Annotated in this window: 24 protein-coding genes, 2 tRNA genes and 1 riboswitch; of the genes, 3 read left to right on the forward strand and 23 right to left on the reverse strand. The window is 68.7% G+C overall.

Annotation, left to right across the window (positions count from 1 at the left end):
• Positions 1–52: 52 nt before the first annotated feature.
• The 3 genes from C882_RS18370 to C882_RS18380 form a co-directional block, all read right to left on the reverse strand.
• Positions 53–1036: a hypothetical protein gene (locus C882_RS18370; RefSeq protein WP_009542168.1), complete on the reverse strand. Its 984-nt coding sequence runs from the start codon at positions 1034–1036 to the stop codon at positions 53–55.
• A gap of 499 nt (positions 1037–1535) precedes the next feature.
• Positions 1536–2063 (reverse strand): GNAT family N-acetyltransferase, encoded by a 528-nt coding sequence (locus tag C882_RS18375; RefSeq protein ID WP_009542169.1) that lies wholly within the window; start codon positions 2061–2063, stop codon positions 1536–1538.
• Between the two features lie 72 nt (positions 2064–2135).
• A complete protein-coding gene (locus C882_RS18380) occupies positions 2136–2696 on the reverse strand; it encodes a 3'-5' exonuclease (protein ID WP_009542170.1) in 561 nt (186 codons plus the stop codon).
• 95 nt (positions 2697–2791) lie between these two features.
• Here C882_RS18380 and gpmA point away from each other — a divergent pair, with 95 nt between their 5' ends.
• A complete protein-coding gene (gene gpmA, locus C882_RS18385; RefSeq protein ID WP_009542171.1) occupies positions 2792–3520 on the forward strand; it encodes a 2,3-diphosphoglycerate-dependent phosphoglycerate mutase in 729 nt (242 codons plus the stop codon).
• Positions 3521–3588: 68 nt separating this feature from the next.
• On the opposite strand, the gene C882_RS18390 is transcribed toward gpmA, so the two are convergent.
• The 13 genes from C882_RS18390 to C882_RS18450 all read right to left on the reverse strand — a co-directional run bounded on the left by C882_RS18390 (position 3589) and on the right by C882_RS18450 (position 12037).
• Positions 3589–3664 (reverse strand) — tRNA-Phe (locus C882_RS18390).
• Between the two features lie 126 nt (positions 3665–3790).
• A complete protein-coding gene (locus C882_RS18395) occupies positions 3791–3991 on the reverse strand; it encodes a DNA gyrase inhibitor YacG (RefSeq protein WP_009542172.1) in 201 nt (66 codons plus the stop codon).
• 20 nt (positions 3992–4011) lie between these two features.
• On the reverse strand, positions 4012–5367 hold the full coding sequence (locus C882_RS18400) for a ribonuclease E/G (RefSeq protein ID WP_009542173.1): 1356 nt from the start codon (positions 5365–5367) through the stop codon (positions 4012–4014).
• A gap of 4 nt (positions 5368–5371) precedes the next feature.
• Positions 5372–5968 (reverse strand): Maf family protein, encoded by a 597-nt coding sequence (locus tag C882_RS18405; protein WP_009542174.1) that lies wholly within the window; start codon positions 5966–5968, stop codon positions 5372–5374.
• Positions 5969–6004: 36 nt separating this feature from the next.
• The gene (infA, locus tag C882_RS18410; RefSeq protein WP_009542175.1) at positions 6005–6223 is read right to left on the reverse strand and encodes a translation initiation factor IF-1; all 219 of its coding nucleotides are present in this window, start codon (positions 6221–6223) and stop codon (positions 6005–6007) included.
• A gap of 149 nt (positions 6224–6372) precedes the next feature.
• A complete protein-coding gene (locus C882_RS18415) occupies positions 6373–6819 on the reverse strand; it encodes an arsenate reductase ArsC (protein ID WP_009542176.1) in 447 nt (148 codons plus the stop codon).
• 13 nt (positions 6820–6832) lie between these two features.
• The gene (locus C882_RS18420) at positions 6833–7321 is read right to left on the reverse strand and encodes a UPF0262 family protein (protein WP_043646435.1); all 489 of its coding nucleotides are present in this window, start codon (positions 7319–7321) and stop codon (positions 6833–6835) included.
• Positions 7322–7353: 32 nt separating this feature from the next.
• Positions 7354–8661 (reverse strand): histidinol dehydrogenase, encoded by a 1308-nt coding sequence (gene hisD, locus C882_RS18425; RefSeq protein WP_009542178.1) that lies wholly within the window; start codon positions 8659–8661, stop codon positions 7354–7356.
• Positions 8651–9310 carry an ATP phosphoribosyltransferase gene (gene hisG, locus C882_RS18430; protein WP_043646497.1) on the reverse strand — a complete coding sequence of 220 codons (660 nt, stop codon included), beginning with the start codon at positions 9308–9310 and terminating at the stop codon, positions 8651–8653. The genes hisD and hisG overlap by 11 nt, the downstream gene beginning before the upstream one ends.
• A gap of 107 nt (positions 9311–9417) precedes the next feature.
• Positions 9418–9690, reverse strand: a complete 273-nt coding sequence (locus C882_RS18435) for a hypothetical protein (protein ID WP_152415406.1) — start codon at positions 9688–9690, stop codon at positions 9418–9420.
• Between the two features lie 102 nt (positions 9691–9792).
• Entirely contained in the window at positions 9793–10101 is a 309-nt protein-coding gene (locus C882_RS18440; protein WP_009542181.1) for a hypothetical protein, read from the reverse strand.
• 68 nt (positions 10102–10169) lie between these two features.
• Positions 10170–10286: riboswitch (SAM-I-IV-variant riboswitch) on the reverse strand.
• Between the two features lie 120 nt (positions 10287–10406).
• Entirely contained in the window at positions 10407–11699 is a 1293-nt protein-coding gene (gene murA, locus C882_RS18445) for a UDP-N-acetylglucosamine 1-carboxyvinyltransferase (RefSeq protein WP_043646500.1), read from the reverse strand.
• Positions 11700–11845: 146 nt separating this feature from the next.
• Entirely contained in the window at positions 11846–12037 is a 192-nt protein-coding gene (locus C882_RS18450; protein ID WP_009542183.1) for a hypothetical protein, read from the reverse strand.
• A 227-nt stretch (positions 12038–12264) separates the two neighbouring features.
• Between C882_RS18450 and C882_RS18455 the strand changes: the two genes are divergently transcribed.
• Both C882_RS18455 and C882_RS18460 read left to right on the forward strand, forming a co-directional pair.
• Positions 12265–12339: transfer RNA gene (locus C882_RS18455), tRNA-Thr, on the forward strand.
• 227 nt (positions 12340–12566) lie between these two features.
• Positions 12567–13322, forward strand: a complete 756-nt coding sequence (locus tag C882_RS18460) for a hypothetical protein (RefSeq protein ID WP_009542184.1) — start codon at positions 12567–12569, stop codon at positions 13320–13322.
• A 19-nt stretch (positions 13323–13341) separates the two neighbouring features.
• Here the strand turns inward: C882_RS18460 and C882_RS18465 are convergent, their stop codons facing one another.
• The 7 genes from C882_RS18465 to C882_RS18495 all read right to left on the reverse strand — a co-directional run bounded on the left by C882_RS18465 (position 13342) and on the right by C882_RS18495 (position 20742).
• A complete protein-coding gene (locus C882_RS18465) occupies positions 13342–14004 on the reverse strand; it encodes a DUF1190 domain-containing protein (protein ID WP_009542185.1) in 663 nt (220 codons plus the stop codon).
• A 14-nt stretch (positions 14005–14018) separates the two neighbouring features.
• Positions 14019–14414 (reverse strand): DUF350 domain-containing protein, encoded by a 396-nt coding sequence (locus tag C882_RS18470; RefSeq protein ID WP_009542186.1) that lies wholly within the window; start codon positions 14412–14414, stop codon positions 14019–14021.
• 51 nt (positions 14415–14465) lie between these two features.
• Positions 14466–15473, reverse strand: coding sequence for a potassium channel family protein (locus C882_RS18475; RefSeq protein ID WP_009542187.1), 1008 nt, complete (start codon positions 15471–15473; stop codon positions 14466–14468).
• Positions 15470–16648: a glutathionylspermidine synthase family protein gene (locus tag C882_RS18480; RefSeq protein WP_009542188.1), complete on the reverse strand. Its 1179-nt coding sequence runs from the start codon at positions 16646–16648 to the stop codon at positions 15470–15472. The genes C882_RS18475 and C882_RS18480 overlap by 4 nt, the downstream gene beginning before the upstream one ends.
• A gap of 123 nt (positions 16649–16771) precedes the next feature.
• Complete coding sequence (locus tag C882_RS18485; protein ID WP_009542189.1) at positions 16772–18454, reverse strand: putative bifunctional diguanylate cyclase/phosphodiesterase; 1683 nt, start codon at positions 18452–18454, stop codon at positions 16772–16774.
• A 189-nt stretch (positions 18455–18643) separates the two neighbouring features.
• Positions 18644–19387, reverse strand: coding sequence for an SIR2 family NAD-dependent protein deacylase (locus C882_RS18490; protein ID WP_009542190.1), 744 nt, complete (start codon positions 19385–19387; stop codon positions 18644–18646).
• 152 nt (positions 19388–19539) lie between these two features.
• The gene (locus C882_RS18495) at positions 19540–20742 is read right to left on the reverse strand and encodes a pyridoxal phosphate-dependent aminotransferase (protein ID WP_009542191.1); all 1203 of its coding nucleotides are present in this window, start codon (positions 20740–20742) and stop codon (positions 19540–19542) included.
• Positions 20743–21060: the final 318 nt, after the last annotated feature.

The raw sequence follows: 21060 nt of genomic DNA on the forward strand, positions 1-21060 counted from the left end.
TCTTTCTCCCCCTGACAGCCGTCGCCGGCCCATGAAATAACCCGCCGGGCGTCTACCGTCCGACGGGTGCGAGTGCGATGCCCTGCCCCGCCAGCCAGGACGTGGCATGGGTGATGCGCGCCAGGCGGGCCGCCTCGGGAGCGGCGGCGTTTTCCCCGGCCGGCCAGGCTTCGTCGTCAAACCAGTCTTCGGGCACCAGCCACAGAACCACCGGACGCCCCTTCGGCAGGTCCTCGTCACCTTCGGGCGGCTCAACCCCCTGGACCTGCATCTGCTCCAGGACCGTATGGCTGGCACGCAGAAAATCTGAGAGCCGGAACCCCGCCTGCGTCGGGTCGCGAATCAGCACCGCCGCCGCCACCGGAAACCGCCGCGCCCGCGCGACGTCCGAGCCCGGAACCGGCGCGAACGACAGCGCGATCTGGTGCAGCGGCACCCCGTGGTCATGCGCCCGCGCCAGGGCCTGCGACAGGCTGTCGGCGAACATCTTGCGGACCCAACCGTCGATCACGGCCTCGGTCATGGCGTCGGGATCGATGGCGGCAGCACGCAGGCGCGCCAAGAGTGCCGCGCGGCGGGCCCGGTCAAGGGCCTGAGGATCGGCGGGCGGCGGATCGGGCAGATCGCTATCCAGGTCCGTAATGCGGACGGCCGGGCTCGTCCGCACCCCCACAACGGCACGCTCCCGCCGTGTGGAGGCCGTCACCGCCCCGCGCCAGAGAAGGTCCACATCCGGCCGGCCGGCGAGCGACGGGTCGTGGTCCTGCTCTCCGAAGCGGATGCTGTAGCCGCTCTGCTGGATTTCCGTGCGGGTCTCGGCGCGGAAGCGACCGTATTCCAGACTGTCGAAATGCGGCGTTGCCTGTGCACCAAGGGTGCCCATGGGGATGCGATAGGCCGCATGGACAACGGCGCGCACCGCGTCGGACGACAGCACTGTCGCCCGTGCCTCTGGATCGGTGAACGCCAGAAGCGTCTTGTCCTCGAACTCCACGCCATCCCCCTTTTCAACCGCCCCGTTGGCGCCTCCCTTCATCTACCTTTCCGGCTTTTTACACTTTTTTCAACCCTTGCGCGTTGAGCCCCTTATGATGGGAGGAAGGCGTTGAAACAGAAGGATTTGCCGGCGCGATGAGGATCGCCTGGAGACACGGAAGCCAGCGGCTGGGATGAATGTGGACCCCGAATCCAGGGAAATTGCCGCGAACAAGGGAGCAGTGACCGGAGGTCCGTCGGACAATCAGCGGCCCGGGCAGCCGGTCCATGACCGCCGCCAGTGACGCCGGCGGTCGCTGGAAAATCACCGGCAGCGGCGGCAGCAGCCGATCCGCGACACGGCGACCGGCGTATGCCAGGATACCTGTGCGGAGTGGTCGGGATATATCACCGACGGCCGCCGGGGAGGCATCACAAAAACCACCAGGGGAGACCTCGCGATGCTGGGAATCGTCAAGCTGATGTTCGTCATGACCGCCTGTGCCGCGGCCTGTACGGCCGCCGGACTCCGGCCCTCCCGCGTCCGTACCGGGCGCTGATCACCCGACGGGTCTGGCCAGCAGGCGCACCCGCTTGGTGCCGCCGTAGGGCTCGATCTCGCCGACGCCCTGGAAGCCGAGCGCTTCGTGGAAGGCCATGGAGCCCGGGTTGGGCGGGCGCACGTTGACCTCGCAGGTCACACGCGGCGCGCCCGTCCGCCCGGCCTCGGCGAACACATGCTCGTACAGGGCCCGCGCCGCACCGGAGCGCCGCCGCGTCGGGTCCACCACGATGCGGTCGACGTAGAGGAAGCCCTCGTCGCCCATGTTGGCGCAGAACCACGCATAGTTTTCACTGGCGTAGCGCTTGCCCGGGACAAGGGCGAGGACGAAGCCGGCGACGCCGCCCTCGGCATCCACAGCCTTCACGGCCACCGTCGCCTCGTCAACGATGGCGCGGAAGGCCGCCGCATCCAGGTCGTTGACGTGGGGCACGGCCGCGTTGTTGAGCCCCAGAAGGGCTTCGGTGTCCTCGGCCGTGATTGGCTGCATGGCGAAGGTCGGCGCGGCGGCGGCGGTGGTGGTCATGGCGTCGTCTCGTGGTTCGGAACCGGGCACGGCCGTCCTACCGCCGCGGCCGCATTCCGATCAAGAGCCACTTCAGCGCAGGCAGCCGGCCAGCCGCATCCATACATGCGCGGCGTCCACCGCATCGCCCTCGGCGGAGTGGCGGCGGCCCTGCGGCTCCAGCCCTTCGCGCTTCAGCGCATCCTCCAGCGACACGCGCGCGCCGCAGCCGCGCAGGGTCGCGTATAGCTGCGCCATGTCGAAAAAGCCCGGCGAGAACGGATGCGCCTCGGCATCGCCGCGCTCCACCGCCTCGTCCAGCAGAATGCGGTCGGCGCCCCAGGCGTACCAGGCCTTGCGGGCGGGGCCCCAATCCTTCTTCAGCGTGCCGAACACCTCCGCCAGCGGTCGCCCGTGGCGCTTGACGGCGTCCTGGGTCACGCCCGTCAGATCGGCGCAGAACTCCGACACCGCGGAGTGGCGCGGGCGGACGAGATAGCGGCCGCTGCGGGTGACGGTCAGGGCTTCGGCGTCCACCTCGGCCAGGCCGATCTCGATGATCTCGCTCTGCTCGCCGGGGGGCGGCATGCCCTCCCAGCAGGTCAGCTCCAGGTCGACGAACAGCAGGCGGTCCAGGCGCAGAGAGGTTTTCATGACCCTACCATAGCCCGCCGGCGGCACCGGGACCAGAGGCCGCCCTCGCGCGTTGGTGGCGCAAAGTGCGACCGTTGACGACGAAGGAGCATCGCATGCCCCGCCTGATCCTGCTGCGCCACGGCGAAAGCGTCTGGAACAAGAAAAACCTGTTCACCGGCTGGACGGACGTCGACCTGACCGAAGACGGCCGCAAGCAGGGATGGGCCGCCGGCGAGGCCCTGGCGGCGGAGGACATCCGGCCGACGGTGTGCTTCACCTCGGTCCTGACGCGCGCCATCCGCACCCTGTGGCTGACGCTGGACGCCATGAACCGCATGTGGCTTCCGGTCACCCGCGACTGGCGCCTGAATGAACGCCACTACGGCGCCCTGCAGGGTCTGAACAAGGACGAAAAGGCGAAGGAGGTCGGCGAGGAGCAGGTGCACATCTGGCGCCGCTCCTACGACGTGCCGCCACCGGAACTGCACCCCGACGACGAGCGCGCGCCGCACCACGAGGAGCGCTACAAGGCCGTGCCGCAGAACAGCCTGCCGCTGACGGAGTGCCTGAAGGACACGGTGGACCGTTGCATGCCCTTCTGGCACGGCCCCATCGCCAGCGCGCTGAAGGGCGGCGAGACGGTGCTGATCTCCGCCCACGGCAATTCCTTACGCGGCATCGCCATGGAACTGGACAGCGTGCCGCCCGACGTCATCCCGCACGTGGAGTTTCCCTATGCGGTGCCTCTGGTCTACGAACTGGACGAGGACCTGAAGCCGGTGGAGAGCCGCTATGTCGGCGGTTCGCACAAGACGCCGGCGCAGGTGAAGGCGGAGGCGTGATCCGCCGCCCCGGCCCGGCCCCGAAACGGCGAAGGCCGCCGACCCGGTCAGGTCGGCGGCCTTCAGAGTGGTGCCCGGGGACAGATTCGAACTGCCGACACGGGGATTTTCAATCCCCTGCTCTACCAACTGAGCTACCCGGGCGCCGGGCCTTCGGGGCGGTGCGTGCCCCGTCGTGAGGCCGGCTTTATACGGAACCTCCGCAGCCTTGTCCAGCACAAAAATGCAAAAATTCGACAAGGGGTTAGACAGCGCCGGCCGGCCGGCGCGTCAGCGCTCGCCGTCCTCGGGCGTCCAGCCCTCCGGCGCCGGTTCTTCGGTGGGCACGCGGTAGGTTTCGCCCAGCCAGCGGCCCAGGTCCACGTCGGCGCAGCGCTTGGAGCAGAAGGGGCGATAGCGCGCCGCCGTCGGCTTGCCGCAGGTGGGGCATTTGGCGGTGCTGACGCGGGCAGGTTCGGGCTTGGCGGTCACGGGCAAGGGTCCTTGAACAATCAGGAAAACACGGTCTCGACACGGTCGCGGGCAAGATCATCCCGCGCCCGCAGGGTCAACGGCCGGTACAGGCGCGCTTCCGCCTCGGCCAGCGCGGCGCGGAGCGGGCCGCGCAGGGCCTCGATCACCTGGGGCGCGGCCTCCAGCACAGGCGCACCACCGGGAAGAGCCTCGGCCTCCCGCAGCACCCGGCGCAGGGCGGCCAGGGCCACCGTCTCCGCCGAGAGCCGGCCGTCGGCGTCGCACAAGAGGTCCGCCAGCGGCGGTGCAGCGCGGCGGCGGGACAGTTCCACCAGCCCCAGCGGCGAGACGCCCGCGACATAGGGCGCCGCCGGATCGTCCTCAAGCGCCTGCTTCAACAGCGCGATCAGGTCCCGGCGGCGAGGGTCGCGGCGGTCGGGGATGAAATCCACCACCACGTGCCCCGCCAGCCCGCGCACCTCCAACTGCCGCGCAAGCACGGCCACCGCCTCGGCGTTGGCGGCGGACGGCGCGGCCGGGCCGGCGTCCACGTCCACGGCCACCAGCGCCGCGGTCGGCTCGATGACCAGCGCCCCGCCGCAAGGCAGCGGCACGCGGGGCGAGAGGGCCGCCTCCACCTGCTCGTCGGCGCCCTCGCGCAGGAACAGGTCGGGGCGCGCGGCCTCCATGATGTCCGACAGGGCGGGATGACGGCGGCGGGCCTGGGCGGGAACGGTGGCGCCCTCGAACACGATGGCGTCCGGCTCCGGCCAGCGGGCCAGCGCCTCGGCCAGCAGGTCGGGCGGCGGAGAGAGGCGGCGCGGCACCGGCCCCGCGGTCGCCCGCGCCTTGTCGATCAGCGTCCACTCCGCCCGCAGGCGCGCCAGGTCGGCTCCCAGGGCCTCCGGCGCGGCATCGGCGGCAGCGGTGCGGGCGACGAGCCCCTCGCCCTTCTCCGCCAGCCCGCGCAGCAGTGCCGTCAGCGCCTTGGCCCGGTCCTTCGCCAGCTTGCCCGAGGCCGCGACGCCCGGCCGCAAGGGGCCGTAGGCGAGCAGCGGCGTGGAGAACGACACATCGGCCGTCAGCCGGGCGCCCTTCCCCCGCCGGGCGGCATGGCGCACCTGCACCACCACCGCCGCCCCCTCGGCCGGCAGCCCGCCCAGGACGCGCGCGTCGGGGGCATTCAGGAACGCCGCATCCGGCTCGCCGATGTCGACGAAGGCCGCCGATCCGTCCGGCAGCCGTCCGGTGACGCGGCCGAGGTGCACGCTTCCCGCCTCCGCGCGGTGGGCGCGGTGCAGGAACAGCGCCACCAGCCTGCCGCCGTCGTCCAGGATGGCGGCGCGGGATTCGCCCGGACCGTCGGAGACGAGAATGCTGCCGCCGCGCGGCATGGCCTCAGGCCTCGGGCCGGATGTGGACGGACGCCAGCAGGTTGGCGGTCTCCAGCAGCGGCAGGCCGACCACGTTGGGATAGCTGCCGATGATCTGCTGGATGAACAGCCCGCCCAGCCCCTGGATGGCGTAGCCGCCGGCCTTGCCGTGCCACTCGCCGGAGCGCAGGTACATGGTCATCTCGCGCGTATCCAGGCGCTTGAAGGTGACCGCCGTGGTGACCAGCCGGTGGTGTTCCCGCCCGTCCGGCCCGATGAGCGTCACCCCGCCGTGGACCTTGTGGCGGCGGCCCGACAGAAGCTCCAGGCAGGCGCGCGCCGTCGCCTCGTCCTCCGCCTTGGGCAGGATGCGGCGGCCGGCGGCGACCACCGTGTCGGCGGCCAGCACGGCGCAGCCGGGGTGCCGGGCGGCCACCACGCGCGCCTTTTCGGCGGCCAGGCGCGCGGCGTGGTCGCGGGGAAGCTCGTCGCGCAGGGGGCTTTCGTCCATGTCGGCCGGGTCGACCGCATCGGGCGTGATGTGGATTTGTTTCAGCAGGTCGAGACGGCGCGGCGAGGCCGACGCGAGAACCAGGCGCGGGCGCGCCGTGTCGTCGCTCATGAAAACTCCTTGGCGCCGTCCCCGGCTCGGGACGGCTTACTTGAAGCGGAAGGTGATGCGACCCTTGGTCAGGTCGTAGGGGGTCATTTCCACCGTCACCGCATCGCCCGCAAGCACGCGGATGCGGTGCTTGCGCATCTTGCCGGAGGTGTGGGCGAGGATTTCGTGCCCGTTCTCCAGCTGGACGCGGAACATGGCGTTGGGCAGCAGTTCCACCACCTTGCCCTGGAACTCGATCAGATCTTCCTTGGCCATCTTTTCCTTACCCGGCCCGCCGACTGTTCCCGTGACCGTTTGTCGGTCAGTGCGCCAAACAAATGCGGTGACACTGGCGCGAGGTCAAGTGTTTTCAGGAAGATGGAGACTTTCGGACAATGCGCACACTGCCATTGGACATGGCGGGCTCAGCCGGCCGGCAGGCGCACCGGGGGGAAGGTGTCCAGGATGCGCCGCGTCAGCTCGTCGCGGACCTGGCGATAGGCATCCAGCCGCATCTCCCGCGTGCCCTCCACGATGGCCGGGTCGAAGGTGTTCCAGAACAGCACGTCGCACGCCATGGTGCGCGTCATCTCGACCGCCGAGTGCTGGGCCTCGGGCGACAGCGAGACGATGACGTCGAAACTGCCGTCCTCCAGTTCCTCGAAGGTTTTCGGCCTGTGGCCGGAGACGTCGATGCCGACCTCGTCCATGACGGCGATGACGAAGGGGTCAAGCTCGCCCTTGCGCACGCCCACCGAGTCGACGAACACGCGGGTGCCGTGGTGCCGCTTCATGATGCCTTCCGCCATGGGGGAGCGAATGGCATTCATGGTGCAGGCGAAGAGAACGGCTTGCGGCAGGCTCTCCGACACGGCGCCCTGCCCCTCAGCCCCGGATGTGGAGGACGCAGACCAGCGTGAACAGCCGGCGCGAGGTGTCGACGTCCATCTCCACCTCCGCATCCAGGCGCTCGCGCAGAAGCTCCGCGCCCTCGTTGTGCAGGCCGCGGCGGCCCATGTCGATGGCCTCGATCTGCGAGGGAGAGGCCGTCTTGATGGCACCGTAGTAGCTTTCGCAGACCATGAAGTAGTCCTTCACGATGGCCCGGAACGGCGACAACGGCAGGGTGATCTTTTTCAGGTCGTTGTCGTCCTTGTCGCGGACGTCGACGATCAGGCGATTTTCCGCCAGCGACAGGTGCAGGATGTAGGGGCCGGTGATGCTGTCATCCCGGATGTGGAAGGTGTTCTCTTCCAGCAGGTCGTAGATGGCGACGGCGCGCTCGTGCTCCACCTCGGGCTTGCGGCGCACGAGCGTCCTTTCGTCCAGCTTGACGTCGGCGATCACCTCTGTCTTCGGCGGAGCGGCGTTCATCACCTTCCCCTTTCTCCGTCCCTCGTCCCGTCTCAGCCCTGGCCGCGCGGCACGTTCATGCGCAGCGCCACGGAAAGCCCGTGGGCGCCCAGGCCCTCGACCTCCGCCAGCTTCACCGCCGCCGGACCGATGGCCGCCAGCGCGTCGGGCGTGCAGCCCAGCAGCGAGGTGCGCTTCATGAAGTCGATCACCCCCAGGCCCGAGGAAAATCGCGCCGAGCGCGCCGTGGGCAGCACATGGTTCGGCCCGCCGACGTAATCGCCCACCGCTTCCGGCGTGTAGCGCCCCAGGAAGATGGCACCGGCATTGGTGATACGCTCCGCCAGCGCGTCGGGATCGGCAACGGCCAGTTCCAGGTGCTCGGGCGCCACGCGGTCGATGAGCGGCACGGCATCGTCGATGCTGTCCACCACGATCAGCGCGCCGTGGTCGTTCCAGCTCTGCCGCGCGATCTCGGCGCGGGCGAGCGTCTGCAGATGGCCTTCCACGGCTTCGCCCACCGCACGCGCGAAATCGGCGCTGTCGGTAATCAGGATGGACTGGGACGCCGTGTCGTGCTCGGCCTGGCTGAGCAGGTCGGCGGCGATCCAGGCCGGGTCGTTGTCGGCATCGGCCACCACCAGGATTTCCGACGGACCGGCGATGCTGTCGATGCCCACCGTTCCGAAGACCTGGCGCTTGGCGGCGGCGACGAAGGCATTGCCGGGGCCGACGATCTTGTCCACCGGGGCAATGGTCTGGGTGCCGTAGGCCATGGCGGCCACCGCCTGGGCACCGCCGATGCGGTAGATCTCATCGGCCCCGCCCACCTTGGCGGCGGCGAGCACCAGCGGGTTGAGCACCCCGTTCGGCGCCGGCACGCACATGACAAGGCGCTCCACCCCCGCCACCTTGGCCGGGATGACGTTCATCAGCACCGACGACGGATAGGCGGCTGTGCCGCCGGGGACATACAGGCCCGCCGCCTGCACGGCGCGCCAGCGGCTGCCCAGGCGCACACCGGCGTCGTCGGTGTAGTCGTAACCCTCCGGCACCTGGCGGCCGTGGTACTCGCGGATGCGTTCGGCCGCCAGTTCCAGCGCCTCCAGCAGTTCCGTCTCGGTCTGCTCGTAGGCGGCCTGGATGTCGGCGGCCGGGATGCGCATGGTCTGCGGCGTCAGGTCCAGCTTGTCGAAGCGGCAGGTGTATTCGATGACAGCGTCGTCACCGCGCGCGCGCACGTCGCGCAGGATGTCGGCCACGATGGTGTTGACGTCCTCGCTGGTCTCGCGCTTGTCGTTGATCAGCGCGTCCAGGGCTTCGGCGAAACCGGCCTGGCCGGCGAACAGTTCAACGGGCATTGACGGCCTCTCGGAAGGAATCGATCCAGCCGCCCAGTTCCTCGGGGCGGGTCTTCAGCGCCGTACGGTTGACCACCAGGCGCGAGGTGATGTCGACGATGTGCTCGATCTCCACCAGGCCGTTGGCCTTGAGCGTGGAGCCGGTGGAGACCAGGTCGACGATGCGCCGGCACAGGCCCAGCGCCGGCGCCAGTTCCATGGCCCCGTTCAGCTTGATGCACTCGGCCTGCACGCCGCGCCGCGCGAAGTGCCGGCGGGTCACCTCGGGATACTTGGTGGCGACACGGACGTGGCTCCAGCGGGCGGGATCATCCTCCCCCTCCATCTCCACGGGCTCGGCGACGGCCAGGCGGCAGTGGCCGATGTTCAGGTCCAGCGGCGCGTAGATTTCGGAATAGCCGAACTCCATCAGCACGTCGTTGCCGGCCACGCCCAGATGCGCCGCGCCGAAGGCCACGAAGGTGGCCACGTCGAACGATCGCACCCGCACGATGTCGATGTGCGGATGGTTTGTGGAAAAGCGGAGCGCACGGCTCTTGGGGTCGTCGAAGGCGGGCTCGGGCTCGATGCCCACGGCCCGCACCAGCGGCATGCATTCGTCCAGGATGCGCCCCTTGGGGAGCGCGATCACCAGCTTTTCAGGAGCCATGGATGACGTCTTCTCGGCGGTGTTCGGCATGATGGCGGCGATGTTTACACGTTTCCCCGCCGCCGAACCACCCCGATCATGCGACGGATCAGGCTGCTGGCCGCCGATCACATGCGCGCCAGCGTCATGATGCCGAAAAAGCCGATGCCCAAAACGGCCAGCATGAGCGCCAGCCAGAGCAGACCCTTCGACACCATGTCGACGACACCCCCGCCGCCACCGCTCTGCTGCGCCAGGGCGTCGGACAGCTCCTGCATGCGCTTGCGCATGTGCGGTTCCTGCGCCTTGCGCTTTTCCGGCGGCAGCGACTCGTACATTCTTTTCAAACGGCGGAATTCCGTCAGGTTTTCCGCGCGCGAACGTGACCTGGGATCGGCCATGGTCCCCCTCCCGCCGACCTATACCTGCGGTAGAGGATAGCAGCCGCAACGCATCCCCGCAAAGAAATTGACGCAACGACTACAGGGGCATGGTGGATTTTTCTACTCCGCCGCCTGAAGAGGGGCACGCACCGGCGGAGCATCCAGCCGGGCCGACAGGCGGTAGGCGGCAAGCTGCCGGGCCTCCCGCAGCCGGCCGCCGGGCAGAACGGCTTCCAGATGCACCAGCCCGCCACGGCCGCGGACGGCGCCTTCGGCGACCCGATACAGGTGGGTGAAGACGCCGCCGCGCCGGTGGACGACGGCATAGACCCCCTCCCCCGCCGGCGTGGTGCCGAGCCAGGCGACGTCGTCGTGGGGCCCGACGACGAGGGCGGCGTCGATGTTGGACTGAATGCTGCGCGAGCACATGAAAAAGCCTCCTCGGTCTGGCGAGAAGGCTGACGCGTCGGCTTGGCGGCTGTGTCCGGTGGACCGGGTGTGTCCCGTTTGGTTGCCGGTTCGGCCGCATCCTCCCTCCGTCACCGAAGGAAGCACCACCTTGCCCGGGCAGGCAGGTTGGCGATGGGCGTCAGCCCACTCTCTTGATGCTGAGAAGACGTGTACCGGGATTCGCAGCCGCTGGCAAGGGGCAAGGTGCGAGAGCGTCTTGCGGCGCCCCCGCACGTGGTCTGGCAGCGGACTCGGGACCCACGAGCGCCGGCAGCCGGCCGCCCCTACCGCTCGCCGCGCAGGCGCTCGATGTGGGCGCCGCAGTTGCCCAGTTTCTGCTCCAGGCACTCGTAGCCGCGGTCCAGGTGATAGATGCGGTTGACGATGGTCTCCCCTTCCGCCGCGAGACCCGCGAGAACCATGGAGACCGAGGCGCGAAGGTCGGTCGCCATGACCGGCGCGCCCGACAGGCGCGGCATGCCGCGCACGATGGCCGAAGCGCCGTGGACCGTGATCCGCGCCCCCATGCGGGTCAGCTCCGGCACGTGCATGAAGCGGTTTTCGAAGATGGTCTCGGTCAGCATGGAGGCACCCGACGCCGTCGCCATGAGCGCCATGAACTGGGCCTGCATGTCGGTGGGAAAGCCGGGATAGGGTTCGGTCATCACGTCGACGCCGCGGATGTCGGCACCGTCGGCCCGCACGCGCATGCCGCGTTCGGTCTCGGTGATCTCCACCCCCGCCTCCGTCAGCGTCTTGACGACGGCGTCCATGATGCCCTTGCGCGTCCCGGTCAACTCCACATCGCCGCGGGTGATGGCGGCGGCGACGGCATAGGTGCCGGTCTCGATGCGGTCGGGAATGACGCTGTAGTCGGCGCCGTGCAGGCTGGTCACGCCCTTGACGTGCAGGGTGGACGAGCCGATGCCCTCGATCTTTGCGCCCATGGCGTTCAGGCAGTGGGCAAGGTCGCAGACCTCGGGCTCCTGCGCGGCGTTGGCGATGACCGTGTCGCCGTCGGCCAGGGCCGCGGCCATCAAGGCGTTCTCGGTGCCGCCGACAGTGACCTGCGGGAACAGGATGTGGCCGCCCTTCAGGCGGCCCTTCACGGTGGCGGTGATGTAGCCTTCCGTCAGCTCGATGGTGGCGCCGAGCGCCTCCAGCGCCTTCAGGTGCAGGTCGACCGGCCGGGTGCCGATGGCGCAACCGCCCGGCAGCGACACCCGCGCCTCCCCGAAGCGCGCGACCAGCGGACCCAGCACCAGCACGCTCGCGCGCATGCGGCGGACCAGGTCATAAGGCGCGGTGGTGGAGGTGACCTCGGGCGTCGACATGGCGAGCACCCGGCCATGGGCGCCACCGGCGCCGGCCTCGCCGTTCATCTCCATGCGCACGCCGTGCTGAGACAGCAGGTTCGCCATGGTGGTGATGTCGGCCAGGTGCGGCAGGTTCGACAGCGTCAGCGTTTCCCCGGTCAGCAGCGCGGCGGGCATGAGCGCCAGCGCCGCGTTCTTGGCGCCTCCGATGGGAATGGAGCCCCGCAGGGGCGTGCCGCCGACGATGCGAATACGGTCCATGGTGGGAATGCTCTCTATGTACATGCTCTTGATCTTGGTGGGCGCATCAAGCGATACGCCGAACGCACGGCGGCACCGGGGCGAAACCGGCACCCTTTCGGGAAAATCTGGCGGCGGCCCCGTGGCAGGGGCCGCCGATGGCGATCTTATTGCTCGCGGCCGGAGCCGGAGGTGTCGTCGTCGGCCTTTTTATCAGTGTCCGAGCGGGCGCGCATCTGCTGCTTGCGCTTCTGCAGGTTGGCGCGCAGGGCTTCGGCCTGACGGCTCAGCCGGTCCTCGAGCCGATCCTGGCCCTTGTTGGAGAGGCGCGGATTGGACTTCTCGCGGTTCTTGATCACGGTGGGGGTCCGTTTAGACGGGTTGTCGATGTCTGGATAAAGTGGCGCATCCTGGCGCCTGGACGGCCCTCCGTCAAGCCCGCGCGCAGGTCCCCGCAAGCCATGGCCGCGCCTGGAAAATTTCTTGAAAAAGGTGCTTGCAACGCCGGAACTCGGCGGCTATAAAGCGCGCCTCGGCACGACGGACGGCATCGCCGCCCAGTCATCCGGGACGAACAAGACGGTACGCTGCCGTAGCTCAGGGGTAGAGCACTCCCTTGGTAAGGGAGAGGTCGAGAGTTCAAATCTCTCCGGCAGCACCATCTTTCAGAGCCTCGCAACCCACCGGGTTGGCGAGGTTTTTTTGTGGTTGTTTCTCCGGTCCTGGCGCGGGACTTTCGCACTCTGCATCCCGGCTTGCGACGCAGATCGCCGATGACGCCCGACATGCGCCGGAAAGCTTCTGCGTCGTGGCCGGCACGGGTCTTGCTGCTCGTCATGCCGTGTCAGCCGCCCGCCCCCACGACCCGCGACGCCGGAAAGCTCCTTCATGCCCACCACAGTAGAGACACAGATCGCGAACCTGACCGCGGCCATGCTGGCCATGTCCGGCGAAATGCGCGAAATGATGCGGGAGACGGTCGCCGAAGCCGTCCGCACCGAGATCGACCGCCTCATCGACGAAGGCCGCCTGGCCGTCGTCGCGCCGCCCGCTGACGCGCAGGCCGCGCCGCCGGCGTCCGGCCATGACCCCGCGGGGCACATGGCGGACCTGCTGACGGGCAACTTCGATCTCATCAAGCTCAGTCTGGTGGAACTGGTCGAGCGGCTGGACCTGACGCGCGACTATGTCGCCGGCCTGACACCCGCCGACGGCCAGGAAGACCAGATCCAGACGACCACCGGCGAATTGCGCGCCGTCATCAGCGCCACCGAGCAGGCGACGAACACGATCCTGGAGACGGCCGAGAGCATCCAGACCCTGCTGGACGACAACGCCGACCGCCTGGGCGTGGACCTCTACGAGGCCATGGGAGCCCACGTCATCGACCTGATGACCGCCTGCAGCTTCCAGGACATCACAGGCCAGCGCATCGCCGCCTCCATGCACACGCTGCTTCACCTGGACGTGGAGTTGCGCCGCCTGGTGGAGCTGTGGGACATCGAGGAAGGCCGTGCGACGGCGGAGATCATCCGCAACCATCCCGACGACGCCCGCGCCGACAAGCACCTGCTGCACGGCCCGCAGCACGAGGGCGCCGGCATGTCGCAGGACGACATCGACGCCATGCTGCGGGGTTTCTGACCCGGCCGGCCTCTCGCCCTCAGCCGCCGAAGCGGAAGCCGCCGCCGCCGAACCGGCTGGTGCCGGCGAAGCCGCCGCTGCGGCTGATCGTGGTGCGGGTCAGCACCTTGGGCGCGCTTTTGGGCGTGCTTGCCAGCGCGCGCGCCTGGGTGCGGACCGTGCCGTCGCGGTCCACCATCAGCGTGCCGCCCGACAGCGTGCGGAACGGCGAGGCATCGGCGGTTGTGCGGTAGAAGGGCTGGGTGTAGTAGCGGCCGCCACCCACCCGCAGGCCGCGCTTCTTGCGGTACCTGTCGCCGACCTCGTCAATGGCTTCGGCAGCCAGGCTGCCGACCACCCAGCCGGTGAAGAACGGCATCCAGTACCCGCCGCCCTGCTGCTGGTATTCGCAGGCGTTGAGGCCGAACTCCTCCTCGCACAGGGCGCGCTCCTCATACCGGGGGGCGTTCTCCTCGTGCTCGGCCATGGCCTCCTGCAACATGGTGCGGCAGGCTTCCTCGTCGAACAGGCCGCTTTCCACGCACTGGGGCACGCTGCGGAAGGCCTGGACCTCTGCCGTCGGCTCATCGCCGCAGGCCGACAGGGTGACCACCACCGACCCGGCGAGGCCGGCGCGGAGGACGGTGCCCGACCCGGCCATGCGGCGGAGGGTGAGCCTCTGGCTGCGCTTCTGCTTGGGCATGGGGCGGGCCTCCGTCAATAGGTCATGGACGCGGCGTTGAGGATGCCGACGGACACCGACACGCCGGCCAGCTTCAGCGCCGGGGCCAGGGTACCGGCGACGATGCTTTCCGAGATATTCTTGTAGAAGAACGTGCGCACCACCACCCAGGTCAGAACCTGCACGACGCCCGCGATCACGCCCCAGATGGCGAAGTCCACCAGGCTGACAGAGTTCGCCAGCGCCGAGGCCAGCGGCAGGACGAAGCCGATGAGGGCGCCGATGTAGGCGGTGGCCGCCGCCACGTTGCCGCCCTTGATCAGTTCGGTCTCGCGGTGCGGCGTCACCGCCATGTAGACGGCCTGGAAGACGAACAGCAGCACGATGGCGGTCGCGAAGTACAGGGCGAAACTGGCAAGGGCTTCGAGCATGGGCGGGTCCCCCTTTTCAGAGTGTCAACGCGCCGGCGGCGCGGTCGGCGGTCAAAGCATGTCGCCCGGCAGGCGGGCGCGAGCGATGTAGTGGATCAGGTCGCCCGGCGCGGCCTCGCCCGCCGCCTGCGGCAGCAGGGTGGGATGCGCCGCCCCCTTCTTCTGGTGGCCGATCATTACCGCTCCAGCCTCCTCCAGCCGGCGCTTGATGGCTTCCAGCCCCGCGCCCTCGCGCACCCGGACGGAGAACACCGCTGCGTCCTCCACGGTGGAGGACAGCAACGACAGCACGATGCCGGCACCCGGGTCCTGGGCCTCGCGCACCACCTGCTCCACCGCGTCGGAGATCAGGCAGCGGGCGCGCGGCACATGGGCGCGCAATAGGTCCGCCTGGGCCTCGTCGCGGAAGAAGGCGACGATGGCCACGTCCTCGTCGGCGGCTGAGGCGGCCAGCGCCGCGGACAGCGTCTCGTCGTCGGAATCTCCGTAGATCAGCACCGTCTTCGCGCCGTCCAGCCCGGCCCGGCGCAGGTCGGCGGTAAAGCTGCCCGTACCGGCGCGCACGAAGCGCACCCGCACGTCGGGGTTCTGCTCGACCTCGCGGGCGACCAGGACGATCTCGGCATCGGGCCGGCCGGCCAGAAGCTCGTCGATCATCCGCAGCGTGCGCGCGGGGTGATAGCCGACGATGATGGTGTGGCCGGTCAGGCTGGAGAAGTCGGCGAGGCCGTTCATGCGGCGCCTCCAGAATGCGGAAAGGGAGTTGATGGCCTTGGCGATCACCGCCGTGAAAATGGCGATGCCACCCGTGTAGCCGAAGAACGACACGATCATGCGGCCGGCATCGGTCACCGGAGAAATGTCGCCGTAGCCCACCGTCGTGCTGGTGGTCCACCACCAGTAGATGTAGGTGACCGGCGCCAGCATATCGGTCTCGCCCGCCCAGGCCAGCAGCAGCCACAGCACCCCTGCGTGGGCCAGGGTGGCGGCGATGAGCACCGGCCAGGTGACCTCCGTCAGCTGGCGGTAGAGGACGCGAAGCAGCAGGCGGACGCTCATGAGGGCTCTATCCAGTGCGGCAGGAAGCGGCTGAGATTGCGGGTGATGGGTCCGGCGTCCTCACGCACGGCGAGGCCACAGGCGGCGTCACCGACGATCCACGACCCGAGCACGGTGTGCACCTCGCTGCCATCGGCCCGGCGGAAGACGGGCAGCGGCGCATATTCCTGCGCAACCCAGCCCTCCGCGCCATAGGCGCCGTCGGCCTCGACCGTCTCGTGATCCGGCCGCACGATGGCGATGTTGTCGCCTTCGCGCGAATACAGCGGCTTGCGGACGTAGGACGGCGACAGGTCCTCGTTCGCCTCGCCCCAAAAGAAGGCCGGCAGCAGGTTGGGATGGCCCCGGAAGCGCTTCCACAACAGCGCCAGCAGACCCTTGTTGGACAGCACCGCCTTCCACGGCGGCTCCACGATCATGCAGCCGGCGCCGGCCAGGTCGCGGGCGGCATCGTCGCGCAGCATCATTTCCCACGGATACAGCTTGAACAGGGCGCCGATGACGTTGGCGTCGGCATCGGCCAGCCGCCCCAGCACATCCACGCCGATGTCCTCCATGAACACGAAATGCGGCGTGATGCCGGCCTGCTCGGCACAGTCCTCCAGATAGCGCACCGTCTGGCGATCCTCCTCCGAGCCCCGGCAGGCGGCGAAGTGGACGTGCCCGCCGTCGGGCCAGATCTCGCCCAACCGGTCGATCAGATGTTCCTGAATGCTGTTGAACTGGTCGGCGCCTTCGGGCAGCACGCCGGCGGCGACGCGATCCTCCAGCCACAGCCATTGGAAGTAGGCGGACTCGTAAAGGCTGGTGGGCGTGTCGGCATTGTACTCCAGCAGCTTGGCCGGGCCCTCGCCGGTATACGCCAGGTCGAAGCGGCCGTAGAGGCTGGGAGCACCGGCCTTCCAGCTTTCGGCGACAAGGTCCCAGTGTTCGCGCGGAATGGCGAGCTTCGTCAGCGTTTCCTCGTCCCGCACGGCATCGTCCACGACCGCCAGACACATCTGATGCAGCTCCGCCGTCGGGTCCTCCAGGTCGTCCTCGATCTGGCGGAGCGTGAAGGCGTAGGCGGCGGACTCGTCCCAGTAGGGCTCGCCGTACATGGAATGGAAGGTGAAGCCGAGACTCTCGGCCGTGGCCCGCCAGTCGGGGCGTTCCGGAAGGTCGATGCGCTGCATGAACGGGCCGGGATCTGGGGCAGGAACGGAATCGCCCGAAACGGTAGCCCGCAAGACTGGCAGGAGCAACCGGAAAGGGTGACACCGTCCTGCCGCCGTGGCGTCGCGAGTCGCCCCCGCCCGTCAGCCGCTCAGCCAGGTCGCCTCGAACACCTCCAGCGGGGCCGGCCGGCCGAACAGGAAGCCCTGGATGACGGAGCATCCGATCCGCCGGACCTCCCGCGCCTGCTCGTCGGTCTCCACACCTTCAGCGACCACCCGCAGGTCGTAGGCGTCCGCCAGATTGGCGATGGCCTGGACGAGAGCCGTATCGCGAGGTTCGCCCGGCAGCGCCTGGACGAAGGCGCGATCGACCTTGATCTCGTCCACCGGCAGCCGCGCCAGGTATTGCAGCGAGCTGTAGCCCGTGCCGAAGTCATCAATGGAGGTGGAAACCCCCGCCTCCGACAAGTCCCGAAGGGTGGTGACGGCGGCATCCATGTCCCGGATCAGGCTGTCTTCCGTGACCTCCAGACGCACTGCTCCTGCCGGCACGTCGTGCCGCCTCAAGGTTTCCATCACCGACGTCGCCAGACCCGCATCGGCAAGCTGGCTGCCGGAGAGGTTGAGGCTGATCGTGCCCCGCAGGCGCCCCTGCCACAGCTTGAGGATGCGGCAGGCCTCTTCCATGACCCACGCGAAGACGTCGGAGGCCAGGCCGCTTTCCTCAACGGCCGGAATGAAGTCCGCCGGCGAGACAAGACCGCGAACGGGGTGGTTCCAGCGCAGCAGCGCCTCCGCCCCGACAAGGGCGCCGGACTGCGCGTCGACCTGGGGCTGGAGGTACAGCGCGAACTGGTCTGTGCGCAGGGCCTCGTTCAACTCTGCCGTCAGACGGGTCCGCAGACGGATCGCCTCCTGCAGGGACGACGAGTGATAGGCGACGCTGCTCTTGGGCTGGTCGCGCGTCGATCGCAGCGCGACCTCGGCTTGACCGACAAGCGTGTAGGCGTCGGTGTCGCAGGCGAAACAGTCGGCGACGCCCAGGCAGGAGCGCAGGCGCAGTTCCTCTCCCTGGACGTTGATGACACTGCCCAGCGCAACCGAGATTTTCGCAAGCGCGGATTGCAGCGCCGCCGCGTCGCCGACGCCCCTGAGAAGCACCAGGAACTTGTCTCCGCCCATGGACGCCACCATGCCGGTGTCGTCGATGACGTTCAGCAGTCGGCCGGCCAGTTCACGCAGAACCACGTCGCCGATGCGGTAGCCATAGGTCGCGTTAAGCGCGCCGAAATTGCGGATGTTGATGGCTACGAGAACAACGCCTCGCCCCTGCCGCCGCCCTGCGCCCAGGGCGCGGTCGAGGCGGTCGAGCAGGTGGAAGCGGTTGGCGACTCCGGTAACCGGCTCCAGCCGCCCGTGGTAGTGGTCGAGTTCGTCGGTGGCCGGCGTCGGGCCGGTCAGGCGCCGGTGCGAGATGATCGCCTGCCGCCCGTCCGCCCCGGTGAACGCGGAAAGGGAAACGTTGTACCACCGCATGGCCGTGGGTGAATGGCAGGGGTACTCGTGGGAAAAGCTCTCGATGGCGCCGCTGAGGACATCGCGCAGCCCGGTTGCGACCTGCGCGGCATCGGGATGGTCCGGCGCGCTGCGGCAGATATCCAGGTAATTGGACCCCACGCCGCCGCGGTCTAGATCGCCGCCATTCTCGTCGCAGAACCGGCGCCAGGCCTGGTTCACGAAAACGATGATCCCGTCGGTTCCTGTGATAGCGATCGGATCCTGGAACTGATCCAGCCAGAACCCTGCCCCGGTCACTGCGGTCATGGCGTCCCCCGTGACTGGTTCAAAGCGAAAACACCCTGGCGACCGCAGCGGCACCCCGCAACCTTACCGGATCAATGCCTACGTCGAACGGCCTACTCCATTCAACAGATGCTCCCGCTCCGCCGTTGCCACGAAGAAGACTTGTCACAGGTGTTATGTTGAGCAAGCCGATTCCTGGCCCGCCGGACCTCAATCCAGATACCGCGCCAGCAGCGCCTCAACCTCGGCCACGGCCTCGCCCGCGGGGCGGTAGAGGGTGTGGTCGAAGCAGCGGTCGGGTATGACGTCCGAGGGCTCGAGGTTGTTCAGAATAGTCGGTCCCGGCGCCTCCAGCCCCATGCGCGCCACCGGCAGCACCTGGCCCGAGGTGCCGACGACCAGCAGCACGTCCCGGGGCCGCAAGCTGTCCATGGCGCGCTGAAGGGTGCGGTACTCGGGCGCCATCTCGCCGAAGAACACCACTCCCGGCTTGACGCCGCGGGTGGAGCCGCAGTCGGGGCACGCGTCCTGGTCCACGGTCCAGGGGCCGAGGCCGTGCTCCCACTCATAATCGCAGTCGTAGCACCGCATGTCCTGAAGGCGGCCGTGCAGGTGGCAGACATCCGTGCACCCAGCGCGCTCCAGCAGGTCGTCGACGTTCTGGGTGAGGATGTGCGTCGGCCAGCGCGTCTGCCAGCGGGCGACGGCGTCGTGTGCCGGGTTCGGGTCGGCCTTGGCGGCGGCCTCGCGCCTGGCCTGATAGAAGCCGTGCACCAGCTCCAGGTTGTCCCGCCAGTTGTCGAAATTGCACACCGTGTCGATGTCGTGGCCTTCCCACAGTCCGCCCGCATCCCGGAAGGTGCGGATGCCGCTTTCGGCGCTCAGGCCCGCGCCCGAGAGAATCATGAGCTGCGGCGGCGCGTCGTTGGCCCATTCGCCCTTCATGGTGAACATGCTCGGCCCTTCCCTGTGTGACGGTGTGCTGCGCGGTGATGTCCGACCATACGTCCGGCCGGCAAGCGGCTCAACTCGCGGAGACGGAAACGCCCGCCGGAGGGGCCTCCCCCGGCGGGCGTCTCATTCTGCGAATCGAGCCGCAGACGCGCTTACTTCAGGGCTTCGCAGAAGCGCTTGATGCGCTTGCACGCCTCTTCCAGGTTCTTTTCCGAGGTCGCGTAGCTGATGCGGAAGTACGGCGACAGGCCGAAGGCGACGCCGGGCACCACGGCCACACCCTCGGCCTCCAGCAGGGCCTCGGCGAAGTCGGCGTCGGACTCGATGATCTTGCCGTCGGCGGTCTTCTTGCCGATCAGGCCCTCGCACGACGGATAGACGTAGAAGGCACCTTCCGGCTTGCGGCAGGACAGGCCCGGCGTGCCGTTGATGGCTTCCACCACCAGGTCGCGGCGGCCGGCAAAGGCCTTGCGCCACTCGCCCAGGAACTCCTGCGGGCCGTTCAGCGCTTCCACGGCGGCGGCCTGGGAGATGCTGGCCGTGTGGGTGCTGGACTGGCTCTGGATCTTGTTCATGGCCTTGATGAGGTCGACCGGGCCGGCGGCATAGCCGACGCGCCAGCCGGTCATGCTGAAGGCCTTGGACACGCCGTTGAGCGTCAGCGTGCGGTCCATCAGCTTGGGCTCCACCTCGGCGATGGTGGCGAACTTGAAGCCGTCGTAGACCAGGTGCTCGTACATGTCGTCGGTCATCACCCAGATGTCCGGGTGCTTGAGCAGCACGTCCGCGATGGCCTTCAGGTCGTCGGCGGTGTAGGCGGCACCCGTCGGGTTCGACGGCGAGTTCAGCACCAGCCACTTGGTCTTGGGCGTGATGGCCTTTTCCAGCGCGTCCGGCGTCAGCTTGAAGCCGGTGGAGTCGTCGCAGGCGACGAACACCGGCTTGCCGCCGGCCAGCAGCGTGATGTCCGGGTAGCTGACCCAGTACGGCGCCGGGATGATGACCTCGTCACCCTCTTCCACCGTCGCCATGATGGCGTTGTAGATGGTCTGCTTGCCGCCGCAGCCGACCGTGATCTGCTCGGGCGTGTAGTCCAGGTTGTTCTCGCGCTTCAGCTTGTCGCAGATGGCCTGGCGCAGGGCCGGCGTGCCGGCGACGGCCGTGTACTTCGTCTCGCCTCGGTCCATGGCGGCCTTGGCGGCGGCCTTGATGTGGTCGGGCGTGTCGAAGTCCGGCTCGCCGGCGCCCAGGCCGATCACGTCCCGCCCGGCCGCGCGCAGTTCGGCGGCCTTCTGGGTCACCGCGATGGTCGGCGACGGCTTGATGGCGGACAGGCGCTTGGCGATGATCGACATGCTGTCAGTTTCCCCTGTGGTCTCTGTCAGAGTGAGCCGCGCCCCCGGGTATCAGGCGCACGGACGCCGCCGGAGCCGTTACAACCCCCGGCGGCATGAATTCGCGTCCGCGCAACACTACGATCCTGCCCCGGCGGGCGCAAGGGCGCTTGCGGATCATCCGTCACCCGTCCGGCGCGAGTCCGCCCGCCGCACCATGGAGCGGCAACGGTTTTGCCGGGCAAATTCGCGCCATACTCTTGCCATTGTTCGGCGGCATCACCACAAACGGTGCGACACCGCCCCCTTCGTCTCTCCATCATCCTGTCGTCCGCCGAC

Source organism: Caenispirillum salinarum AK4 (genome assembly GCF_000315795.1).
Classification (GTDB): domain Bacteria; phylum Pseudomonadota; class Alphaproteobacteria; order Rhodospirillales; family Rhodospirillaceae; genus Caenispirillum; species Caenispirillum salinarum.

Bases quoted from the DNA above. Each gene is read 5' to 3' on its own strand.
- C882_RS18420 (WP_043646435.1), bottom strand. From the start codon at position 7,321: ATGAACGCCGCTCCGCCGAAGACAGAGGTGATCGCCGACGTCAAGCTG.
- C882_RS18370 (WP_009542168.1), bottom strand. From the start codon at position 1,036: ATGAAGGGAGGCGCCAACGGGGCGGTTGAAAAGGGGGATGGCGTGGAG.
- C882_RS18480 (WP_009542188.1), bottom strand. From the start codon at position 16,648: ATGCAGCGCATCGACCTTCCGGAACGCCCCGACTGGCGGGCCACGGCC.
- C882_RS18475 (WP_009542187.1), bottom strand. From the start codon at position 15,473: ATGAGCGTCCGCCTGCTGCTTCGCGTCCTCTACCGCCAGCTGACGGAG.
- gpmA (WP_009542171.1), top strand. From the start codon at position 2,792: ATGCCCCGCCTGATCCTGCTGCGCCACGGCGAAAGCGTCTGGAACAAG.
- hisD (WP_009542178.1), bottom strand. From the start codon at position 8,661: ATGCCCGTTGAACTGTTCGCCGGCCAGGCCGGTTTCGCCGAAGCCCTG.
- murA (WP_043646500.1), bottom strand. From the start codon at position 11,699: ATGGACCGTATTCGCATCGTCGGCGGCACGCCCCTGCGGGGCTCCATT.
- C882_RS18440 (WP_009542181.1), bottom strand. From the start codon at position 10,101: ATGTGCTCGCGCAGCATTCAGTCCAACATCGACGCCGCCCTCGTCGTC.
- C882_RS18400 (WP_009542173.1), bottom strand. From the start codon at position 5,367: ATGCCGCGCGGCGGCAGCATTCTCGTCTCCGACGGTCCGGGCGAATCC.
- C882_RS18490 (WP_009542190.1), bottom strand. From the start codon at position 19,387: ATGTTCACCATGAAGGGCGAATGGGCCAACGACGCGCCGCCGCAGCTC.
- C882_RS18435 (WP_152415406.1), bottom strand. From the start codon at position 9,690: ATGGCCGATCCCAGGTCACGTTCGCGCGCGGAAAACCTGACGGAATTC.
- infA (WP_009542175.1), bottom strand. From the start codon at position 6,223: ATGGCCAAGGAAGATCTGATCGAGTTCCAGGGCAAGGTGGTGGAACTG.
- C882_RS18485 (WP_009542189.1), bottom strand. From the start codon at position 18,454: ATGACCGCAGTGACCGGGGCAGGGTTCTGGCTGGATCAGTTCCAGGAT.
- C882_RS18380 (WP_009542170.1), bottom strand. From the start codon at position 2,696: ATGAAAACCTCTCTGCGCCTGGACCGCCTGCTGTTCGTCGACCTGGAG.
- C882_RS18460 (WP_009542184.1), top strand. From the start codon at position 12,567: ATGCCCACCACAGTAGAGACACAGATCGCGAACCTGACCGCGGCCATG.
- hisG (WP_043646497.1), bottom strand. From the start codon at position 9,310: ATGGCTCCTGAAAAGCTGGTGATCGCGCTCCCCAAGGGGCGCATCCTG.
- C882_RS18495 (WP_009542191.1), bottom strand. From the start codon at position 20,742: ATGTCGATCATCGCCAAGCGCCTGTCCGCCATCAAGCCGTCGCCGACC.
- C882_RS18375 (WP_009542169.1), bottom strand. From the start codon at position 2,063: ATGACCACCACCGCCGCCGCCGCGCCGACCTTCGCCATGCAGCCAATC.
- C882_RS18470 (WP_009542186.1), bottom strand. From the start codon at position 14,414: ATGCTCGAAGCCCTTGCCAGTTTCGCCCTGTACTTCGCGACCGCCATC.
- C882_RS18405 (WP_009542174.1), bottom strand. From the start codon at position 5,968: ATGAGCGACGACACGGCGCGCCCGCGCCTGGTTCTCGCGTCGGCCTCG.
- C882_RS18465 (WP_009542185.1), bottom strand. From the start codon at position 14,004: ATGCCCAAGCAGAAGCGCAGCCAGAGGCTCACCCTCCGCCGCATGGCC.